General features: G+C 68.8%; 21 protein-coding genes and 1 pseudogene. 5 read left to right on the forward strand and 17 right to left on the reverse strand.

Translation table 11 applies throughout. The features are described from left to right. On the reverse strand, positions 1-2,603 hold a 2,603-nt coding region (locus W7U_RS26485), incomplete at its 3' end, for a hypothetical protein (RefSeq protein ID WP_197538620.1). A 282-nt stretch (positions 2,604-2,885) separates the two neighbouring features. Next, positions 2,886-3,308, reverse strand: a pseudogene (locus W7U_RS25625) (PPE family protein); the annotation flags it as partial. A 591-nt stretch (positions 3,309-3,899) separates the two neighbouring features. Here W7U_RS25625 and W7U_RS13690 point away from each other — a divergent pair. Further along, positions 3,900-4,343, forward strand: a complete 444-nt coding sequence (locus W7U_RS13690) for a hypothetical protein (protein ID WP_008258870.1) — start codon at positions 3,900-3,902, stop codon at positions 4,341-4,343. Between the two features lie 226 nt (positions 4,344-4,569). Here W7U_RS13690 and dprA read toward each other — a convergent pair whose 3' ends face one another. Beyond that, positions 4,570-5,742, reverse strand: coding sequence for a DNA-processing protein DprA (dprA, locus tag W7U_RS13695; RefSeq protein ID WP_008258871.1), 1,173 nt, complete (start codon positions 5,740-5,742; stop codon positions 4,570-4,572). 113 nt (positions 5,743-5,855) lie between these two features. Between dprA and W7U_RS13700 the strand changes: the two genes are divergently transcribed. Further along, a complete protein-coding gene (locus tag W7U_RS13700) occupies positions 5,856-6,131 on the forward strand; it encodes a DUF4190 domain-containing protein (protein WP_008258872.1) in 276 nt (91 codons plus the stop codon). 26 nt (positions 6,132-6,157) lie between these two features. Here the strand turns inward: W7U_RS13700 and W7U_RS13705 are convergent, their stop codons facing one another. From W7U_RS13705 to W7U_RS13725, 5 genes are all read right to left on the reverse strand, one after another. Further along, a complete protein-coding gene (locus W7U_RS13705) occupies positions 6,158-7,669 on the reverse strand; it encodes a YifB family Mg chelatase-like AAA ATPase (protein WP_008258874.1) in 1,512 nt (503 codons plus the stop codon). After that, positions 7,669-8,043, reverse strand: a complete 375-nt coding sequence (locus W7U_RS13710; RefSeq protein ID WP_008258875.1) for a YraN family protein — start codon at positions 8,041-8,043, stop codon at positions 7,669-7,671. The genes W7U_RS13705 and W7U_RS13710 overlap by 1 nt, the downstream gene beginning before the upstream one ends. Positions 8,044-8,166: 123 nt before the next feature. Next, entirely contained in the window at positions 8,167-8,988 is an 822-nt protein-coding gene (fdhD, locus tag W7U_RS13715; protein ID WP_008258876.1) for a formate dehydrogenase accessory sulfurtransferase FdhD, read from the reverse strand. Next, positions 8,988-11,345, reverse strand: a complete 2,358-nt coding sequence (locus W7U_RS13720; protein WP_170320604.1) for an FdhF/YdeP family oxidoreductase — start codon at positions 11,343-11,345, stop codon at positions 8,988-8,990. The genes fdhD and W7U_RS13720 overlap by 1 nt, the downstream gene beginning before the upstream one ends. A 65-nt stretch (positions 11,346-11,410) precedes the next feature. Next, the gene (locus tag W7U_RS13725; protein ID WP_008258878.1) at positions 11,411-12,400 is read right to left on the reverse strand and encodes an NAD-dependent epimerase/dehydratase family protein; all 990 of its coding nucleotides are present in this window, start codon (positions 12,398-12,400) and stop codon (positions 11,411-11,413) included. Positions 12,401-12,591: 191 nt separating this feature from the next. Here W7U_RS13725 and W7U_RS13730 point away from each other — a divergent pair, with 191 nt between their 5' ends. After that, on the forward strand, positions 12,592-13,362 hold the full coding sequence (locus W7U_RS13730) for a GAF and ANTAR domain-containing protein (RefSeq protein WP_008258879.1): 771 nt from the start codon (positions 12,592-12,594) through the stop codon (positions 13,360-13,362). Positions 13,363-13,368: 6 nt separating this feature from the next. Here W7U_RS13730 and W7U_RS13735 read toward each other — a convergent pair whose 3' ends face one another. From W7U_RS13735 to rplS, 4 genes are all read right to left on the reverse strand, one after another. After that, on the reverse strand, positions 13,369-13,674 hold the full coding sequence (locus tag W7U_RS13735) for a DUF2469 domain-containing protein (protein WP_003875077.1): 306 nt from the start codon (positions 13,672-13,674) through the stop codon (positions 13,369-13,371). A gap of 67 nt (positions 13,675-13,741) precedes the next feature. Further along, positions 13,742-14,461 (reverse strand): ribonuclease HII, encoded by a 720-nt coding sequence (locus W7U_RS13740; protein WP_008258881.1) that lies wholly within the window; start codon positions 14,459-14,461, stop codon positions 13,742-13,744. A 2-nt stretch (positions 14,462-14,463) separates the two neighbouring features. Then, positions 14,464-15,360 carry a signal peptidase I gene (gene lepB / locus W7U_RS13745; RefSeq protein ID WP_008258883.1) on the reverse strand — a complete coding sequence of 299 codons (897 nt, stop codon included), beginning with the start codon at positions 15,358-15,360 and terminating at the stop codon, positions 14,464-14,466. 102 nt (positions 15,361-15,462) lie between these two features. Further along, the gene (gene rplS, locus W7U_RS13750; RefSeq protein ID WP_007775353.1) at positions 15,463-15,804 is read right to left on the reverse strand and encodes a 50S ribosomal protein L19; all 342 of its coding nucleotides are present in this window, start codon (positions 15,802-15,804) and stop codon (positions 15,463-15,465) included. Positions 15,805-16,155: 351 nt separating this feature from the next. Here rplS and W7U_RS13755 point away from each other — a divergent pair, with 351 nt between their 5' ends. Beyond that, the gene (locus tag W7U_RS13755) at positions 16,156-17,142 is read left to right on the forward strand and encodes a hypothetical protein (protein WP_008258885.1); all 987 of its coding nucleotides are present in this window, start codon (positions 16,156-16,158) and stop codon (positions 17,140-17,142) included. On the opposite strand, the gene trmD is transcribed toward W7U_RS13755, so the two are convergent. The 5 genes from trmD to W7U_RS13780 form a co-directional block, all read right to left on the reverse strand. Beyond that, positions 17,139-17,834, reverse strand: a complete 696-nt coding sequence (gene trmD, locus W7U_RS13760) for a tRNA (guanosine(37)-N1)-methyltransferase TrmD (RefSeq protein ID WP_008258887.1) — start codon at positions 17,832-17,834, stop codon at positions 17,139-17,141. The two genes, W7U_RS13755 and trmD, sit on opposite strands and share 4 nt — an antisense overlap. 11 nt (positions 17,835-17,845) lie before the next feature. Further along, a complete protein-coding gene (rimM, locus tag W7U_RS13765; RefSeq protein WP_008258891.1) occupies positions 17,846-18,361 on the reverse strand; it encodes a ribosome maturation factor RimM in 516 nt (171 codons plus the stop codon). Between the two features lie 9 nt (positions 18,362-18,370). Next, the gene (locus W7U_RS13770) at positions 18,371-18,613 is read right to left on the reverse strand and encodes an RNA-binding protein (protein WP_003878715.1); all 243 of its coding nucleotides are present in this window, start codon (positions 18,611-18,613) and stop codon (positions 18,371-18,373) included. A gap of 8 nt (positions 18,614-18,621) precedes the next feature. After that, positions 18,622-19,143: a 30S ribosomal protein S16 gene (gene rpsP, locus W7U_RS13775; RefSeq protein ID WP_008258899.1), complete on the reverse strand. Its 522-nt coding sequence runs from the start codon at positions 19,141-19,143 to the stop codon at positions 18,622-18,624. A 219-nt stretch (positions 19,144-19,362) separates the two neighbouring features. Next, complete coding sequence (locus W7U_RS13780; RefSeq protein ID WP_008258903.1) at positions 19,363-19,782, reverse strand: nuclear transport factor 2 family protein; 420 nt, start codon at positions 19,780-19,782, stop codon at positions 19,363-19,365. Positions 19,783-19,841: 59 nt separating this feature from the next. Between W7U_RS13780 and W7U_RS13785 the strand changes: the two genes are divergently transcribed. Then, on the forward strand, positions 19,842-20,729 hold the full coding sequence (locus W7U_RS13785) for a D-alanyl-D-alanine carboxypeptidase family protein (protein WP_008258904.1): 888 nt from the start codon (positions 19,842-19,844) through the stop codon (positions 20,727-20,729). Positions 20,730-20,782: the final 53 nt, after the last annotated feature.

Here is a 20,782-nt window from a genome sequence, read left to right on the forward strand (position 1 = left end):
GACCCGACAATCGATCCGCCGTTGACGGACAGCGCGCCGCCATTCGCGACAGTGAGAGTGCCGCTGTCGGTCACGGTGCCACCCGAGCCCAGAACCGCTCCGGCATTCACGTTGAGGGCGCCGCCGTCGGTGACGGTCAGAGTGCCGGCGTCAGTCAGGGTGCCACCCGAGCCCAGCACCGCACCCCCGTTAACGGTGACAGTCCCACTATCGGTCAACACCCCACCCGAATTGACCGTAACCGCACCGCTGTCGGTCAACGTGCCAGTGGAACCGACGGTCAGCGAGCCCCCGCTATTGACGTTGAGCGCACCACTGGAGCCCACGTTGATCGTGCTGCCATTCAGACTCACACCACTGTTCACGTTGAACGCGCCGTTATCAATCACCGTGACACCGGAATCCATGGTGAACGTACCGCTATCGGTCAACACACCACCCGAATCAACCGACAGCGCACCACTATCCGTCAGCACACCACCCGCATTCACCGTGACCGCACCACCATCGGTCAACGAGCCAGTCGGACCCACAGTGACCGTCCCACTATCCGACAGAGTCCCACCGACGTTGACAGTCACTGCACCGCCATCAGTAAGAGTGCCACCCGAATTGACCATGACGGCACCGCCGTCGGTCAACGTGCCGGTCGGGCCGACAGTGAGCGCGCCGTTGACGGTCAGGTTGCCACCGGTGTTGACGGTCACGGTGCCGCTGTCGGTGAAGGTCACGCCGGAGCCCACGGTCAGAGTCCCGCTATCGGTGCCGCCGGTGCTGACAACGACGGTCCCGCCGGTGTTGGTCAGGGTGCCGCCGTCTGTCAATGTGCCACCGCCAGTGACGGTCACGGTGCCGCCGTCCGTCAGGGTGCCGCCCGAATTGATGGTGACAGCACCGCCGTCGGTCAACGTGCCACCCAGACCGGTGGTGAGCGTGCCGCCGCTGTTGACATTGAGCGCGCCCGTGGGGCCCACATTGATTGTGCTGCCGGTGAGGCTGACAGCGCTGTTGAGGTTGAGCGTGCCGTTATCGACGACCGTGACACCTGTACCTACGGTGAACGAGCCGCTATCGGTGAACACACCGCCCGAATTCACGGTCAATGCACCAGAATCCGTCAAAGTGCCACCGCTCGCGATGGTGACCGTACCGCCGTCTGTCAACGTGCCACCGCTGGTGATGGTCACGGTGCCCCCGTCGGTCAGGGTGCCACCCGAGCCCACGGTCACGGTGCCGCTGTCGGTGAAGGTCACGCCGGAGCCCACGCTCAACGTGCCGCTGTCGGTGCCGCCGGTGCTGACGATGACGGTCCCGCCCGTGTTCGTGAGGGTGCCGCCGTCGGTGAGCACGCCGCCGCCGGTGACGGTGACGGTGCCGCCGTCGGTCAGCGTGCCACCCGAACTGACGGTCAAGGCGCCGCTGTCGGTCACGGCGCCGCCCGAGTGGACGACGAGGCTGCTGCCGGAGCTGATGGTCAGGCTGCCACCGTCGGCCAGCGTGCCGCCCGAACTGACCGTCACGGTGCTGCCGTCGACGAGCACGCCGCCGGAACCAATGGTCAATGTCCCGCCGTTGGTCAGGGTGCCGCCGGAGCCGAGAAGCCCTCCGCTGCTGACGGTGATGGTGCCACTGTCGGTGAGGACACCGCCGGAGCTCACGGTCACGCTGCCTCCGGCGCCCACAACCGATCCGCCGTTGACAGTGACCGTGCCGCCGCTCGCGACGGTCAGGGTGTTGCTGACGGTGAGGGTGCCGCCGTCGGCGACAAGCGCGCCGCCGTTGACGGTAACGGCGCCGCCATTCGCGACGGTGATGACGCCGCCGTCGACCAGGCTGCCACCGGAACCGAGCGTTCCACCGTCGATGGTGAGGGTGCCGTCCACAGTGAGGGTGCTGCCGGAGTCGGCGATGAGGCTGGCACCGGGGTCGATGGTGACGGTGTTGCCGGCCAGGATGACGTAGTCATTTCCGGCGGTGAGGTGAGTGGTGCCGGTGACGTCGCCGGAGAGGGAGATCGGGTCGACACCGTTGATGATGACGTGAGTTTCGGTGAGCCCTTGGGAGACAGTGGTCGACGCCGCCTGCTGCGTCACCGCACTCGAGCTGAGCTGCTGGGTGGCCGCGGACGAGCTGAGCTGCTGCGTCACCGCACTCGAGCTGAGCTGCTGGGTGGTCGCCGACGAGCTGAGCTGCTGCGTCACCGCACTCGAGCTGAGCTGCTGGGTGCCCGCTGACGAGCTGACCTGCTGAGTGGCCGCCGTCGAGCTGAGCTGCTGCGTGGCCGCGCTCGAGCTGACCTGCTGAGTGGCCGCCGTCGAGGCCGACTGCTGTGACACCGCGGTGGCGGCCGGCTGGTTCGACGCCGCGGGTGAGGCCACCTGATAGGCCGTGGTCGTGGTCGGCTGCGGGGAGACGGCGCTCGGCGCTGACTGGGGCGACACAGCGGTCGAGCCAAGCTGCTGGGACAAGGTCGGCGACACCGCCTGCTGAGACACCGTTGTCGCGCCCGGCTGCGAGGAGACAGCGTTCGACGCGGACTGCTGAGACAACGCAGACGCGCTGAGCTGTTGAGACGCCGCGAACGAGCTGGCCTGCTGGGACACCGCAGTCGAACCAGACTGCTGGGACACCGCAGTCGAGGCAGACTGCTGGGACACCGCAGTCGAACCAGCCTGCTGCGAGGCGGTGGGCGAGCTCAGCTGCGTGAGGGATTGGATTCGGGCGCTGGTGGAGTCGCCGACGGCCCGGACCATCGCGCCGGCGCGAGCTCCCTGCCCGGCAGGGTTCGTGGTCCGCGGCGGCTCCCCGAATGGGGTAAGGGCGCTCGCGGCCACCGACGCAGCCTCGTACCCGTACATGACGGCGGCGTCCTGGGCCCACATCTCCGTGTACAGGGCTTCGGTAGCCATGATCGCCGGCGTGTTCTGCCCCAGGAAATTGGTCGCGACCAACGCCGCCAACTGCGCGCGATTCTCGGCGACCGCCGGCGGGGGCACTGTCGCGATGAACGCCGCCTCGTAGGCCGCCGCCGCGGCATACGCCTGGGCGGCGGTTTGCGCGGCCTGAGTGCCCGTGGTCGCCAGCCACTCCGCATAGGGGGCCGCTGCAGCCACCATCGCCAGCGACGCCGGCCCCAACCACACCTGGCCTGCCAGCTCCGACACCACCGAGACGTAGCCACTGGCGGTGGACGCCAGTGTCGCGGCCAGCGCGTCCCAAGCCGCCGCGGCCGCCAGAATCGGCCCCGCCCCGGGGCCGCTATACATGCGCGTGGAATTGATCTCTGGGGGCAGCTCAGCAAAATCCATAGCCTTCTCACCGCGTCGTTTGAGTGACGACACCCAAAGTCAGATGACTCTTACTGCCCCCGTGGAGTATTGACCTTGATGGCTTCTATTATGCGCATGTAAGACTGATTCGGGTATACGTTAGAAAATTTGGTTGGCCGCATCAACCGAAGTTTCCACCGGCCTGGGAATCGAACGGTAGCGCAGAATGGCCGGGGCGGACTTGCGGTGAACTGCCAACGCGCGACGGCCGCCGGGAACCGGGCCTGAACTCGGCTTTTGTCCCGATCGGCAATGAGGTCGAGCTGAGCGCCGAGCCGGCCTCGTCGCACTAGCGGATGGGCATTCGGACCGTCGACGGAACTCGATGAATTCAAACGCCTTTCGCCGCGCTGCGGATAGGTGGACCTGACGCGCCGGTGCGGCGTCGCTTGCCCCGGTCACCACAGCTGCCGCCAACCTTGACCGCGAATCGACGTCTGGCCTCTGAACAGCAGAAAAGCATCGGTCAGCGAAATCCGTTGAGTACCCGTCATTCGGTCACAGGGCGGCTTGGCGATCGATATTGCCAATTACTCACTGCGGTAAGGCTTTCTGCGTACTGTTCTCGACATGGAGTTGACAGCAATCTTGTGTAACCACGCTGAGGCGCAAAACAACTTGTTGTACATCTCGGCGGGAGGCATAGACCAGGTCCACATTCCGGCCGGGCACCCGGTGCCCTTTACGGTCTCGGTGGGCCTCGGAATTGTCGTCGAAGTACCGCGGACGGCGAGCGACCGAGAGCACACGGTCGACATTGAACTACTGGACTCGGACGGGCGTGCAGTTGAGGTTCAAAGCGGTGTGGACGAATACGAACCGTTCCGCACCCAATTTAAATTCAACATCGGCAAGTCGAACCGTCACGAGGTCGACGAAACCCAGTCAGTTGCCTTCGCAGTCAACATTCCGGTACTTCGGTTGGAGAAGCTGGGCTCGTATGTCTTCACCGTCAGCGTCGATGAGACCGTTCAGCGCCGCCTCCCTTACCGGCTGGTTGGACAGGCGGCGTGACCGGTCGACCAACGTTCTCCTGTCGGCTTCCGGCCCCGGCCGACCACACGAGCCTCAGTATTCCCACAGACTGACTGGCAATTAGCCCGACCATGCGCGCATGACAAGTGGTTTGTCCTGCGATGTGATTCGTTCAGCGCCTCGCAATATCTGGATCCCGTCAGCGCGCAACGAGCTGCGCGGTTGTGCTTCCCCGGCGCACGAGCGGCTCTCCGGCCGATCCCGTTCAGGAAGGCAGCACCGTCGCCGCGGCGCCGTGTGCGCGCACGATTCGCCAGCGCCCGTCCTGGCGCCGCAGCAACCCGGCCAGCTCCAGCATCGCCAGCGGTCCCAGCACCTGCTCGGGCATCAGCCCGGACGCGGCCGCGATCTCGTCGACGGTGGCGCCGCCGCGGCCCGGTAACGCCTCGTATACCCGGTGCTCGGTGTCGCTGAGGCCGTCGAGAGGCGTGACCGGGCGGGGCTCGTCGGAGGCCAGTTCGCCGATGTGGCCGATGAGTTCGACGATGTGGTCGGCCCGGGTAACCAGCTCGGCACCGTCGCGCAGCAGCGCATGGCAGCCCGCCGACGCCGACGATGTCACGGGTCCGGGCACCGCGGCCACCACTCGCCCCAACGCCCGCGCCCAGGCCGCGGTGTTGGCCGCCCCGCTGCGCAGACCGGCTTCCACCACCACCGCGGCCCCGGCGGCCGCGGCCACCAGCCGATTGCGGGTCAGGAACCGGTGGCGCGCGGGGCGGACGCCGGGCGCGTATTCGGTGAACACCAGCCCGTGCTGGCCGATGCGGTGCAGCAGCGCGGTGTGCCCGCTCGGGTAGGGGACGTCGAGCCCGCCGGCGAGGACCGCCACGGTGATCCCGTCGCACTCCAGCACGGCCCGGTGAGCGGCGCTGTCGATGCCGTAGGCGCCGCCGGAGACGACCGCGACGTCACGCTGCGCCAGGTCGGCCGCCAGTTCGCCGGCCACCCGCTCGCCGTACGACGTCGACGCGCGCGTCCCGACCACGGCGGCCGCCCGCTGCGCGACGTCATCGAGTCGGGCCGGCCCCTGCGCCCACAACACCATGGGCGGAACCATCGGCGGACCGCCGCGCCGTCGCGGCTCGGCACCGTGGAACCCGGCGAACGGCAGCAGCGGCCACTCGTCGTCGTCGGGGGTGATCAACCGCCCGCCCCGGCGAGCGATCATCTCGAGATCGGCCGCTGAGGTGTCGATGTCGCGCCTGGCCCGGGTGTGGCGGGCCAGGTCGTCGTCAACCGATCCCCGCCGGACCCGCTCGGCCGCCTCGACCGGGCCCACACATCGCACCAGGGCGGCCAGCCCGGAACAGGGCGGTTCGGCCACCCGGGACAGATAGGCCCACGCCCGCAGGGCGGCGCCGTCGGCCGTGGCGCTCATCGCCGCGCTCCCGGCCCCAAGGATTCGCCAAGGATCCGTCCAGCCGCCCGGGCGAACGTGTTGTCGTCAGCCGCCGGCCGCCGCACGCCGGCCCGCACCGAACGGAGCGAACGATGATGCTCGACCTGTCGATGGCGTGCCCGGCCTCCGAGCGCCCCAAAAACCCCTGGGCGGTCTCGGCGTTCGTGCTGAGTATGGTCAGCTGGATCGGGTTTCCCATCCCCCTCATCAGCATCGGCCTGGCCTGCGTCGCGCTGCGCGAGATGGAACACCGTCGCGAAAGCGGGCGTGCCATGGCACAATTCGCCCGCGCGTTCGCGATCCTGGTGAGCGTCGCGATCGCGGTGCGGGGCGGGCACACCGATTGGCTGACGATGGCGCGCTGGTGACCCGGGCTGCCGGTCGGCCGCGGCGCTCATCGCTGCGCCCCGGGCTGGCGGAAGCTGAGCGCGGCGGCGACCTCGTCGAGCCCGGGCGATGTGCGGCCGGCCAGGTCCGCCAAGCTCCACGCGACCCGCAACGTGCGATCGAGGCCGCGGATGCTGAGCAGCCCATGATCCAGCGCCTTTTGCAGCGGCTCCATCACCGCGTTGCCGGGGCGGAACTTTCGCCGCAGCAGCGTCCCGCTGACCTCGGCGTTGGTGCGGCAACCGTGCGGCAGCCAACGCTGCGCGGCGGCCTCACGCGCGGCCGCCACCCGCTGACGGACCTGTGCCGTGGATTCGCCGTCGCGACGCGAGAACGCCTTTGCCCGCACCGGATCCATCTGCACCCGGAGGTCCACGCGATCCAGCAGCGGCCCGGACAACTTGCCCAGGTAGCGGCGTTTGGTCGCCGCCGGGCACATGCAGTCCTGCGGATCGGCCGGCGCGCAGGGGCACAAGTTGGCGGCCAGCACCAGTTGGAACCGGGCCGGATAGCACGCCACGCCGTCGCGGCGGGCGAGGCGAATTTCGCCGTCCTCCAACGGTGTTCGCAGGGCCTCCAACGCGCTAACCCGGATCTCGGCGCACTCGTCGAGGAAGAGCACCCCACGATGAGCCCGGCTGACAGCGCCCGGGCGGGCCATCCCGGAGCCGCCGCCGACCAGCGCCGCGACGCTGGAACTGTGATGCGGCGCCACGAACGGCGGCCGGGTGATCAACGGCGTGTCCCCCGACAGCAACCCGGCCACCGAGTGGATCGCGGTGACTTCCAGCGACTCGCTCTCCGTCAACGGCGGGAGCAGGCCCGGAAGGCGTTGCGCGAGCATCGTTTTGCCCACTCCCGGCGGGCCGGTAAGCATCAGGTGGTGCGCCCCGGCGGCGGCCAGCTCCACCGCGAACCGCGCTTGCGCCTGTCCGATCACGTCGACCAGATCCACCACCGGTTCCTCAGCCGTGCCGTCCGCATGGATCCGGTTGTCCAGGACGCCGGTGCCGCCGAGCCATTTCTGCAACTGACCCAGGGTCCGCACGCCCCACACATCGATGCCGTCCACCAGGCTCGCCTCGGCGAGGTTGTCCATCGGGACCACCACGGCCGGCCATCCGTCCCGTTTGGCGGCCAGCACCGCGGGCAGCACTCCGCGCACCGGCCGGACCCGTCCGTCCAGCGACAGCTCGCCCAGCAGCACCGTTTTCTCCAGTCGGTCCCACGGGTTCTTCCGCTGCGCCGACAGCACCGCGGCGGCCAGCGCGATGTCGTAGACGGACCCCATCTTCGGCAACGTCGCCGGCGACAACGCCAATGTGAGCCGGGCCTGCGGCCAGGCGTTGCCGCAATTGGCGACCGCGGCCCGGACCCGGTCGCGCGACTCCTGCAGCGCGGCGTCGGGCAGGCCCACCAGGTGCACGCCCGGCAGTCCGGAAGCGATGTCGGCCTCGATTTCCACGATCTCCCCGTCCACGCCGCGCACCGCGACGGAGAACGCGCGCCCCAGCGCCATCAGCCGATCCCTTGCAGATGGGTGATCTCGGGGGTGCGGCGGCGCCCGACCCGCACCCCGATCACATCGATGCGGATCGCCGCCCATCGCCGATCCTGGCCGGCCAGCCACAGCCCGGCCAGCCGGCGCAGCCGCCGGACCTTGCGCGGGGTGACGGCATGAGCCAGCCCCCCGTAACCGTCACCGGTGCGGGTCTTGACCTCGACGAACACCGCCGTGCCGGCGTCGTCGCAGGCGATGATGTCGAGTTCGCCGTAGCGGCAGCGCCAATTGCGGTGCAGGATCCGTAATCCCGCCCGCGTCAGATGATCCACGGCGAGCGCCTCGCCCATCGCCCCCAGCTGGATCCGGGTCATCGTCGTTTCGGTCGTCATGCGAGCCACCGTGCCCGGCGGCCCCGACGGAGCGGGCCGCCACCGGCGCCCGCACCCGCCCGCACCGGCCGGTTATCCCCAGTGCGGCATCCATCCACAGCCGATGGCGCGGCACCCATCGGGTTACGTGATGCGGTCGGCCCGGGTGTAGATGTTCATCGAATCCTCCCGCAAAAACGCCACCAGCGTGATGCCGGACTCCTCGGCCAGCGAAACCGCCAGCGACGACGGCGCGGACACGGCCGCCAGCACCGGAATCCCCGCCATCACGGCCTTTTGGGTCAGCTCGAACGACGCCCGCCCACTGACCAGCAGCACGCAGGCCTGCAGCGGTATCCGCTGATGCTCCAACGCCCAGCCGATCACCTTGTCGACCGCGTTGTGCCTGCCGACGTCCTCGCGCACCACCAGCATCTCGCCGTCGACGCCGAACAGCGCCGCCGCGTGCAGCCCCCCGGTGCTGTCGAAAACCTTTTGTGCGGAACGAAGTTGGCCGGGCATCGTTTTCAACATGCTCGCCGCGACAGTGGCGGGATCGGCGCCCGGAGTGAACCGGCTGACCAACCGCACCGCATCCAGCGAAGCCTTGCCGCACACCCCGCACGACGAGGTGGTGTAGAAGTTGCGGGTGACATCGAGGTCCGGTTTGGGAACACCGGGCGCCAGCGTCACGTCCAGCACGTTGTACGTGTTCGCGCCGTCATCGCCACGCCCGGCGCAGTAGCGGATGGTGTGCACGTCGTCACGGCCACCGATGACCCCCTCGGTGAGCAGAAAGCCTTGGGCGAGTTCGATATCCGATCCCGGCGTGCGCATCGTCACGGTGACCGCCACCCCGTCGACCCGGATCTCCAAAGGCTCCTCGACCACCAGGGTTTCCGCCCGGGTGGTCGCCTTCTCGGCCCTCAGATGCGTCACCCGGCGACGCGACGTTACGTGCCCCACTACGCCATTTCACCGCCGGTAGCCGGCAACGCGGCCGTCGCGGGCTCCACCCTGATGACGACGGCTTTCGACACCGGCGTGTTCGATTTCGCCGCCGTGTGATCCAGTGGAACAAGCGAATTGGTCTCCGGGTAGTAGGCCGCGGCATTACCGGCCGGAGTGGAATACGCAACCACCAGAAAGTCTTTCGCGCGCCGCTCCTGAAGCCCGCCGTCGGCGTCCGTCCACTCCGACACCAGGTCGACCCGCTCGCCCTCGGTCAGGCCGAGGGCTTCGATGTCGGCGGGGTTGACGAACACCACCCGACGCCCGCCCTTGACCCCGCGGTAACGGTCGTCGAGGCCGTAGATCGTGGTGTTGTACTGGTCGTGGCTGCGTATCGTCTGCAGCACCAGTCGGCCCGGCGGCACCGGCACCCACTGCAGCGGGTTGATCGCGAAGTTGGCCCGCCCCGTGCTGGTGTGGAATTCACGTGTGTCTCGCGGCGGGTGCGGGAGCTGGAACCCGTCGGGCTGACGCACCTTGCGATTGTAATCGGTGCAGCCGGGGACCACCGCGGCGATCGCGTCGCGGATGGTGTCGTAGTCGGCCGCGAAGCTTTCCCACGGAACCGGGTGCGCCGCACCGAGAATCGTTAGGGCCAGCTGGCAGACGATTTCCACCTCGCTGCGCAGCTGGTCGCTCGGTGGGCGCAGCCTGCCGCGTGACAAGTGCACCATTGACATCGAATCCTCAACCGAGACAACCTGTTTCCGACCGTCACGAATGTCACGGTCGGTGCGCCCGAGTGTCGGCAGGATCAGCGCGGTGTTCCCGTGCACCAGGTGGCTGCGGTTGAGTTTGGTCGAGATCTGCACGGTCAGCGCGCAATTGCGCAAGGCGGCCTCGGTGACGACGGTATCGGGGGTGGCCGACGCGAAGTTACCACCCATACCCACGAACACCTTGGCCCGCCCGTCGCGCATCGCCCGGATCGCAGCCACGGTGTCATACCCGTGCTTGCGGGGAGTGGTGATGCCGAACCGACGATCCAGGGCGGCCAGAAACTCCTCGGGCATCTGCTCCCAGATGCCCATCGTCCGATCGCCCTGCACATTGGAATGCCCACGGACGGGGCAGACTCCCGCGCCCGGCTTGCCGATCATGCCGCGCAGCAGCAGCACGTTGGTGATCTCGCCGATGGTGGCGACCGCGTGGGCGTGCTGGGTCAGGCCCATCGCCCAGCACACCACCGTGCGCCGCGACGCCATCAGCATGGCGGCGACGCGGTCGAGCTGCCGGCGCTCGATCCCGGTGGCGGCGAACACGTCGTCCAGGTCGATGTCGACGGTCCGACGCCGGTACTCGTCGAACCCGGCGCAGTGCGCCTCGACGAACGCGGTGTCGATGACGGTTCCCGGGGCGCGGTCGTCGGCCTCGAGCAGCAGCCTGCCCAGCCCGGCGAACAGCGCCATGTCACCGCCGAGACGGATCTGCACGAATTCGTCGGCGATCGGGATGCCGTGGCCGACGACGCCGCGCACCTTCTGCGGGTCTTTGAACCGGATCAATCCGGCCTCGGGCAGCGGGTTCACCGCAATGATCTTGGCGCCGTTGGCCTTTGCCTTCTCCAACACCGACAACATCCGCGGGTGGTTGGTGCCCGGGTTTTGTCCGGCGATGACGATCAGGTCGGCAAGCTCGACGTCCTCGACGGTGACCGAGCCCTTTCCGATTCCGATCGACTCGGTGAGCGCCGAGCCCGAGGACTCGTGGCACATGTTGGAGCAGTCCGGCAGGTTGTTGGTGCCGAAGCACCGGACCAGTAGCTGATAGCAGAACGCGGCCTCGTTGCTGGTGCGGCCCGACGTGTAGAACACCGCCTCATCGGGGCTGCCCAGGCCGGCCAACTGATCGGCGATCAAGCGGTAGGCGTCGTCCCAGCCGATCGGCCGGTAGTGGTCGTCGCCGGGGCGCAGCACCATGGGCTCGGTGAGCCTGCCCTGTTGGGACAGCCAATACTCGGGCTTCGCCGACAGCTCGGCGATCGAGTGCCGGGCGAAGAATTCCGGCGTGACAGTACGTTTCGTGGCCTCCTCGGCGACGGCCTTGGCGCCGTTCTCGCAGAACTCGGCCACCTTGCGCCCACCCGGCTCCTCGGGCCACGCGCAGCCGGGGCAGTCGAAGCCGTTGCGCTGGTTGAGCCGGGCCAGCGCCGCGGCGGTGCGCAGCGCGCCCATCTGCTCGAACCCCCGCTGCAACGAGACCATCACCGCCCGAACGCCCGCCGCCTCGCGCTTACGCGGCGTGACGGTGACCGCGTGTTCGTCGTAATCGGCGGCGGCAGGCCTAGACACGGCCGAACGGTGAGACCTCACAGCAACAAATTACCGCCTGGCGGCCCGGCGGCGCGCTCTCCGGTCCCAGACCGGCCCAGACCGTCTCAGACCGCACCGGCCAGCGCCGCCAAGGCCTGCGCCGAGGTGTGAACGGGCCGCCAGCCCAGCTGGGTCTTGGCCTTGGTGGTGTCCATGACCATCGACGTGCGCGCGGTGTGCAGCCATTCCAGCATGGACGGCACCAGCGGAACCCGCGAGATCGCCGCCGACGCCGCTGAAGCCGCGACGGCGGGGACCCGTACCGGCCGCCCGCCCAACGCCTTGGCCACGTCGGCCACCGACACCACGCCGTCACCGGCGATGTTGTAGGCCCCCGGCGGCGCCGGGGCGGTCGCCGCCAGCGCGATCGCGGACGCGACATCGTCGTGGTGAACCAGTTGCAGCGGGAAACCCGGATCCGGCACCACCGGCTTCAGCATCGGAACGGCCTTGAGTGCCTTGACAATGGCGCGCAGCGGGCCGGGCAGCTGATTCCACGGCATGGCGTCGGCGAGGGCGGTGGCGTTGGACCCGGCGACCACACACGGGCGCAAGACGAAGATCTCCAGCGCCGAATCCTTCGTGATGTCTGCGAGCATCGCCTCGCACGCGGCCTTCTGTGCGGAGTAGTAATGCTCGGCGGACCCCCGCACCGGCACGTCCTCGGTCAGCGGGACGGGGTTGTCGGAGTGGTAGCCGTAGGCCGCCACCGACGAGGTGTACACCAGGCGCCGCGGCCGCTCGGCGGCCACCGTCGCTTCGAAGACGTTGCGGGTCCCTTGCAGATTGACGCGGGCGCTCTCGTCGCGCGAGCCCATGATGATGAAGGCGAGATGGATCACCACGTCGGCCCGAGCAACCAGGGCGTCGACGGCCTGGCGGTCCAGGATGTCGCCCTGCTGATAGGTGGTCTTCAGCCAGCCTCGTGACGACGGGTCAAACGGCCGGCGGGCCATCCCGATCACGGCGTCGACGGCGGGTTCGCGCTCCAGCGCCGTCACCGCGGAGATCCCGATCTCGCCGGTGGGTCCGGTCACCGCGACGGTCACACCCATTCAGACGTCCTTCCCGTCCGCGGCCAGCCGAAACTCCGCCCGGGGAACGTCACACCGGTCGACGGCGGCCGGCAGCATGCGCCGATCCGCTGCAACCGGACCAAACCGCGTGTAAGGGTTGGGTCGGCGGCCGATAATCTACCGCGATCGACAGGCTACGCCGTCGACACCGCAAGAAACGAGGCAACAACATGGCGGAGGACCCGAAAGCCCGCGCGGGGGCGCTCCCGACTGGTGGGGAGAAAGCCGACCCCGCGACGGTTTTCGCAGCTCTGGCCGAAATCATCTACCGGGGCTCGGATGCCAACGAGATGTACGCGGCCATCTGTGTCGCCGCCACCCTGGCCATCCGCGGCTGCGACCACGCCAGCCTGATGGTGCGCGAGAACGACCGGTACGTCACCGTCGGCGCCAGCGACCGGCTGGCGCAGCAGGTCGACGAGCTGGAACGCCGCGCCGGCGACGGCCCGTGCATCGATGCGATCGAGGAGGAGACGCCCCAGATCGAGCCCGACCTCACCACGCCGTCGATGTGGCCCAAGCTGGCGGCGGTGCTGGTCGCGGAGACACCGGTGCGGGGGGCGATGGGATTTCGGCTCCTGGTCGACAAACGCAAAGGCGCGGCGCTCAACCTGTTCAGCGATACCCCGAACATGTTCGACGCCGAGGCCGCCGGGCGGGCGGCGGTGCTGGCGGCCTTCGCGAGCGTCGCCATCAACGCGGTCGCCAAGGGGGAAGACGCCGCCAGCCTGCGCCGGGGGCTGCTCAGCAACCGCGAGATCGGCAAGGCGGTCGGCATGCTGATGCTGCTGCACGACATGAGCGAGGACGACGCCTTCGACCTGCTGCGCCGCCATTCCCAGGCGCTGAACATCAAGCTGGCCGAGGTCGCCCGCGCGGTGATCGAGCAACGCGGCCAGCTGCCCGCCCTCGCGGAAAACCAGCTGCCCCCGAACGCCTGAACGGCGCTATTCGGGGAGCCGCAGCTCGGGCTTCTCGACCTCTTCGATGTTGACGTCCTTGAAGGTGACCACGCGCACCTGCTTGACGAACCGCGCCGGCCGGTACATGTCCCACACCCAGGCGTCCGACAACCGCAGCTCGAAGTAGACCTCGCCGTCGGCGTTGCGCGGCGTCATCTCCACGCTGTTGGCCAGGTAGAAGCGCCGTTCGGTTTCCACGACGTAGCTGAACTGGCCGACGATGTCCTTGTATTCGCGGTACAGCGAGAGCTCCATCTCGGTTTCATACTTTTCGAGATCTTCTGCACTCATCTGCCACTCATCCGCTCAGACGTCCTTCTCCCACATGGTGTCCCCGGGACCCTGGTCCCATCTTTCCTCACCGATATCCGTCGCGCTGCAGCGGTGGGTCCGGATCGCAGTCGGCCACCAGCCTGGTGCCCGATCCGTTCGCGACGCGCCGCACGTTGATGAACGAATAGCGGTGCTCCGGGCAGGGGCCCAGCCGCGCCAGCGCCGTGCTGTGCGCCGGCGTGCTGTAGCCCTTGTGCAGGGCGAAGCCGTAGCCGGGGTGATCGGCCTCCATGGCCACCATCAGCCGGTCGCGGCTGACCTTCGCCAGCACGCTGGCCGCCGCGATGCACGCCGCGACCCCGTCGCCACCGATGACCGGCAGCGACGGGACCGCCAGGCCGGGCACCCGGAAACCGTCGCTGAGGACATAGCCCGGCCGCACGGACAGCCCGGCGACGGCGCGGCGCATCCCCTCGATGTTGGCGACGTGCACACCGCGCCGGTCCACCTCGGCGGGCGGGATGAACACCACGTGGTAGGCCAACGCGTAGCGGCGGATCAGGGGGAACAACTTCTCCCGGGCGGCCTCGGTGAGCTTCTTGGAATCATCAAGCGCGGCAAGGCTTTCCATTCGCCCCGGGCCGAGCACACAGGCGGCCACCACCAGCGGGCCCGCGCAGGCGCCGCGGCCGACCTCGTCGACGCCGGCCACCGGGCCCAGCCCGTTGCGGTACAGCGCCGACTCCAGGGTGCGCAACCCTGACGACTTCCGGATCACCGTGCGCGGCGGCCACGTCGTGGCCATGGTTACCGAGTCTGCTGCGGGTTCACCGACTCCACGCCACCCCACCGGGACGGCGGCCACACGATGAACCTGGCCTTGCCGATCACATTGGACACCGGCACGGTCCCCGTGGTGGGGTCGCCCGTGCACAGCACGCCCTTGAGCGCCTCGGCGGGCACGCTGGTGCAGTGGGCGCGCGAATCCGCCGAGTGCGTCCGGTTGTCGCCCATTACCCACAATCGCCCGGCCGGGACGGCGACCGGCCCGAACTCGCTGCCCAGGCACGGGTAGACCGACGGGTCGGCCGCCATGGTGTTGCGATCCAGGTACGGCTCCTTCAGCGGCTTGCCGTCGACCGTCAGCCCGGTCTCCGCCCGGCACGCCACCGTCTGCCCGCCGACCGCGATGACCCGCTTCACCAGGTCGTTTTCGTCCGGCGGGACGAAGCCGATGAACGACAGCGCGTTCTGCATCCAGCGCAGCACGGTGTTGTTGGACCGGATCGACTTGTAGCCGAGGTTCCACGGCGGCGGCCCCTTGAAGACGATGACGTCGCCGGGGCTCGGCGCGCTGAACCGGTAGCTGATCTTGTCCACCATGATCCGGTCGCCGACGCAGCCGGTGCAGCCGTGCAGCGTGGGCTCCATCGATTCCGACGGGATCAGGTAGGGCCGCGCGACGAACGTCAACATGACGTAGTAGAGCGCGACGGCGATCACCGCCAGCAGGGCGAATTCGCGCAGCGTGGAGTGCTTGGCGCCGGCGGGCTCGGACGCCTGGTCCGGTTGACCTGGTTCGGGGACCGGCCGGTCGGCCGCGTCGGCGTCGTCGGGGCGCGTCTCCGGATTGCGCGTAGAGACCTTCGGATCTGATTCGCCAGCGTGGGACTGGGGGTTAGATGAATCCGCGGTGTCGGTCACGTGATCAGCGTAGCCAGCACAGGTTGTCGCCCGGCAAGCCGGCGAGTGATCCGCTTCGGAAACCCGTAAGGCGAATCACCAGCGCCGCCAAGGCGTCCCGGCTCAGCGCTTCTCCTTGATCTTGGCCTTCTTGCCGCGAAGCTCCCGCAGGTAGTACAGCTTGGCGCGGCGGACATCACCACGGGTCACGACCTCGATGTGGTCGATGTTGGGCGAGTGCACCGGGAAGGTCCGCTCGACGCCGACGCCATAGCTTTCCTTGCGGACGGTGAAGGTCTCGCGGATGCCACCGCCCTGGCGGCGGATCACCACGCCCTTGAACACCTGGATGCGCTCCTTGGCGCCCTCGATGACCTTGACGTGCACGTTGATGGTGTCGCCCGGGCCGAAAACCGGGATGTCGTCGCGCAGCGACGCCTGATCGACGAAGTCCAGCCGGTTCATCTGAGAGACACTTCCTTGAGGTCGCGGCCGACGGCAGCTACCCACACGTAGGTGTGAGGCGGTCGCCGAGCCGATGGGCTTTCTGGCGTATCTCGCAGCGGGCGGGAAATGGCGCAGGCGGCCTGCAGCCGCTGGAGACAACTGGTCAATTGTGCCAGACGGTGCGCGTGCCGCGAAAATCACACGAAGTAGGCGGTTCGCTGCGAGCCGAATGCGCTGGTGAATGGTACATATGACTGGGGTCGGAACGCGCTACCCGCACCATTGCGTGACGGCCGGTACGGGTGGCGCGAGGGATCCCGCCGTTGCACTGTGTCCAAGTCACGTCCGAAGTCGCGCGGAAGGAGTGGAATGCGGGTACGGCCGCTGACGCTGCTCACCGCCACCGCGGCGGTGACGTTGGTGGTCGCCGCCGGTTCCGAGGCGTTGGTTCAGGCCAAGGTGTACAGCCTGCCGGTCAACGCGCCCGTTCGGGTCATCCCGCAGCGGCCGGCACCCGCACCACCGCAGTCGGCGGCGCTGATGCTCGAGGCCGCCACACCGCCGCAGGAGCCCCAGCCGCCCCAGGCGCTGCCGGTCGCGGGGTCGGCCCCGCTACAGGCCCGCGTCCAGCAGGCCACCGAGGAGGCCGCCGCGAGCGGCGCCGCGCTGTCGGTGGCCATTCTCGATCGCCGCACCCACCAGCTGGTTTCCAACGGCAACGGCCAGGTCGTGGGCACCGCGTCGGTGGCGAAGCTGTTCATCGCCGACGACCTGTTGCTGCACCAGGCCGAGGGCAAGGCCGCTTTGAGCGCCGAGGACCGCCAGGCGCTCGACATCATGCTGCAGTCCTCCGACGACGGCGCCGCCGAGCGGTTCTGGGGGCAGGGCGGCGGGTCCGCCATCATCTCCGAGGTGGCCGCCCGGTACGGCCTCGCGTCCACCACCCCGCCCAGCGACGGGCGCTGGTGGAACACGATGAGCTCGGTGACCGACCTGATCCGCTACTACGAGATGCTGCTGGACGGCTCCGGGGGCCTGCCCGCCGACCAGGCCAAGATCATCGTCAACGACCTGGCCCAGTCCACCCCCAACGGCGTCGACGGCTACCCGCAGCGGTTCGGCATCCCGGACGGCCTGTACGCCGAACCGGTCGCCGTCAAGCAGGGCTGGATGTGCTGCATCGGCAGCGACTGGATGCACCTGTCGACGGGCGTGATCGGGGCCGACCGCCGCTACATCATGGTGGTCCAGTCCCTGCAGGCCTCCGACGACGCCACCGCGCGGGACACCATCACCCGCGCGGTCAAGACGATCTTTCCCGAGGGCCGCATCGACGCGGTGGCGCGCGGCCTCTAGTCCCCTGGGTCCAGCAGCTCCGGGCGGCGTTCGCGGGTGCGCTGCAGCGAGATCTCCCGTCGCCACGCGGCGATCCGCGCATGATCACCGGAGAGCAGGACCTCGGGGACCTGCAACCCCCGCCAGCTCGGCGGCCGGGTATAGCTGGGGCCCTCCAGGCGGCGATCCAGCGCCGGCGAGTGCGAATCATCATGGCGCGACGCGGGATTGCCCAGGACGCCGTCGAGGAGCCGCAGCACGGCCTCGATCATCACGACGGCAGCCGACTCGCCGCCCGGCAACACGTAGTCGCCGATGGAGACCTCTTCCACCCGCATCCGCCGCCCGGCGTCCTCGATGACGCGCTGGTCGATGCCCTCGTAGCGGCCGCACGCGAACGCCAGGTGCTTCTCGGCGCTCCAGCGCGCGGCGGTGGCCTGCGTGAACAGGGCGCCGGCCGGCGTCGGGACCACCAAAAGCGTTTCGCCGGAGCAGATCTCGTCGAGGGCATCACCCCACACCGGCGCCTTCATCACCATCCCCGGGCCGCCGCCGTAGGGGGCGTCGTCGACCGAGCGGTGCACGTCGTGCGTCCACCGCCGCAGGTCGTGTACCGCCAAATCGACGAGCCCGGACTGAATCGCCTTGCCCGGCAACGATTGCCGCAGCGGGTCCAGGTAGGCGGGAAAGATCGTGACGACGTCGATTCTCATCTTTCAAGGCCCTACAGATCCAGGAGGCCTTCGGGCGGATCGATCTCGATGGTGCCGTCGTCCAGCGACACCGACGTCACGATCGCGGTCACGAACGGCACCAACGCCTCCCCGGATTCGCGCCGCACCGCCAATAACTCCCCCGCGGCGGTGTGCAGGACCTCGGCGACGACACCGACGTCGTGTCCCGTGATCGTCCGCACGTGCAGGCCTTCGAGTTCATGATCGTAGTAGGTGTCGGCCTCGTCGATCGGCGGCAAATCGTCGGAATCGACGACGAACAGGGTGCCGCGCAGCGCGTCGGCGGCGTCGCGGTCGGTGATGCCGGCCAGCCGCACCAGCAGCCGCCCGCCGTGTTCACGCGCGCTCTCGACGACGAAATCCCGCTCCCCACCACCGCGAGAAGCCTTGCCGCGCAACGTATTACCCGGCGCGAACCGGGCGTCCGGGTCGTCGGTGCGGATTTCGACGACGATTTCGCCGCCGATCCCGTGCGCTTTGACGACGCGCCCGACGGTCAGTTCCACCGGGGTTCTCTACTGGTCGGTGTCCACCACGTCGACGCGGATGCCGCGACCGCCGATACCGGCGACCAGCGTGCGCAGCGCGGTCGCCGTGCGACCGCCGCGGCCGATCACCTTGCCCAAGTCGTCGGGATGGACGTGGACCTCGACCGTCCGCCCCCGGCGGCTGGTCACCATGTCCACCCGGACGTCGTCGGGGTTGTCAACGATCCCGCGAACCAGGTGCTCAACAGCGTCAACGACAACCGTACTCATCGCCGCGATCAGCTCTCGGTGGTCGACTCGGCCTGCTCGCCGCCCTCGGCGGGCGCCTCGGCCGGCTTCGTCTCGGCGGTCTGCGCGGCGCCCTCGGACTCGGCCTTGGACTCGCCCTCGGCGGCCTTCGCGGTCTTCTTCGCCGGGGACTTCTTCTTCGGCTTCGCGGCCTCGGTGGTCGGTCCGCCCTCGGCCTCGGCCAGCGCGGCGTTGAACAGCTCCAGCTTGCTGGGCTTGGCGGGCTTGACCTTCAGGCGGCCCTCGGCGCCGGGCAGACCCTTGAACTTCTGCCAGTCGCCGGTGATCTGCAGCAGCTTGCGGACGGGCTCGGTGGGCTGGGCGCCCACGGACAGCCAGTACTGGGCGCGCTCGGAGTCGATCTCGATGAGGCTCGGCTCTTCCTTCGGGTGATACCGGCCGATGACCTCGATGGAGCGACCGTCGCGCCGGGTCCGCGCGTCGGCGACGGCGATGCGGTACTGGGGATTGCGGATCTTGCCAAGCCGGGTGAGCTTGATCTTGACAGCCATGGTTGAGCGACTTCTCCTGTGTGTGTCACGCTGCAATTCAGCGATCGGGGCGGGAATGCCCGGATCCGGTTTTGCCTCGCGTTTCTGACCGGCCGGCGATGCGTGATCGCTCGGCGGACAGCCGCCTATTGTGCCAGACCAGGGGCGGCGATCAGAAATCGTGGCGATCGCACGCGCGGCCCGGCCGGGCGCGGCGGGTGGCCACCATCCGGTCGAGCCTCACATCACCTTCTGGAAGACCTTGGTCTCCGCGCGCCGGGTCATCCGCCAGCCCTCGGGGGTGCGCGCGAACTCGTCGTCGTACCAGAGGCCGCAGAACAGCACCTGCTCGTTATCGCCACCGAGCACCATCGGGTTGAAGCAGATCACCCGCGACGACGCCGTGTCCCCGTCGATGCGCACCGAGAAATTGCCGAGCATGTGGGCATACACCGGGAAGTTGGGCAGCACCTCGGCCAGCCACTTCTTGACCTCGGGATAGTGCCCCTCGATGCCGCCCAGCGCCGTGTAGTCGATGTAGGCGTCCGGGGTGAACACCCGGTCCAGGTCGTCGAAGCGGCGATTGTCGATGGCGGTGGAGTAATCCACCAGAAGCTGCTGGATCTCAAGGCGGTCGGATATCTCGGCCAGGCTCAACATGCATCGGACAGTAGACGAAAATCCGCGCCGACAAGGGCCGGAAGTTAGACTCTCGGCCCATGCGGAAGCTCGTGGGCTCGGTGTCCGGGATGGCCGCGGCGCTGCTCGCCGTCGTCGCGTTCGGTGCCCCTGTCCCCCTCTCGCGCGCCGACAGCAGCCAACCGATCGGCTCGATCCCCATCCCCGACGGCCCGGCGCAGACGTGGATCATCGCCGATCTGGACAGCGGTCAGGTGCTCGCCGGCCGCGACCAGAACGTGGCCCACCCGCCGGCGAGCACGATCAAGACGCTGCTGGCCCAGGTGGTCCTGGATTCGGTGAACCTGGATTCCACCGTCGTCGCCGATGTCGCCGACACCCAGGTCGAATGCAACTGCGTCGGCATCAAACCGGGCCGCACCTACACCGCGCGCCAGCTTCTCGACGGCCTGCTGCTGGTCTCGGGCAACGACGCCGCCAACACGTTGGCCCACATGCTGGGCGGCCCCGACGTCACCGTCGCCAAGATGAACGCGAAGGCGGCCTCGCTGGGCGCCACCAACACGCACGCGGCGACGCCGTCCGGCCTCGACGGCCCCGGTGGGTCGGGCTCGTCGACGGCGCACGACCTGGCCGTGATCTTCCGCGCGGCGATGGCCAATCCGGTGTTCGCGCAGATCACCGCCGAGCCGTCGGCGATGTTCCCCGGCGATAACGGCGACCGGCTCATCACCAACCAGGACGAACTGCTGCAGCGCTACCCCGGCGCGATCGGCGGCAAGACAGGGTTCACCAACGCCGCCCGCAAGACCTTCGTCGGCGCCGCCGCGCGCGGCGGCCGCCGGCTGGTGATCGCCATGATGTACGGGTTGGTGAAAGAGGGCGGGCCGTCGTATTGGGATCAGGCGGCGACGTTGTTCGACTGGGGATTCGCGCAAAGCCCGCAGGCCGGCATCGGCTCGCTGTAGTACCGCTCGCCCGAGCGCCGCGAGCAGACACAAAAGCACCCAATTTCCCGGCG

The sequence above is a fragment of the Mycobacterium sp. H4Y genome (assembly GCF_000364405.1).
Taxonomy (GTDB): Bacteria; Actinomycetota; Actinomycetes; order Mycobacteriales; family Mycobacteriaceae; genus Mycobacterium; species Mycobacterium intracellulare.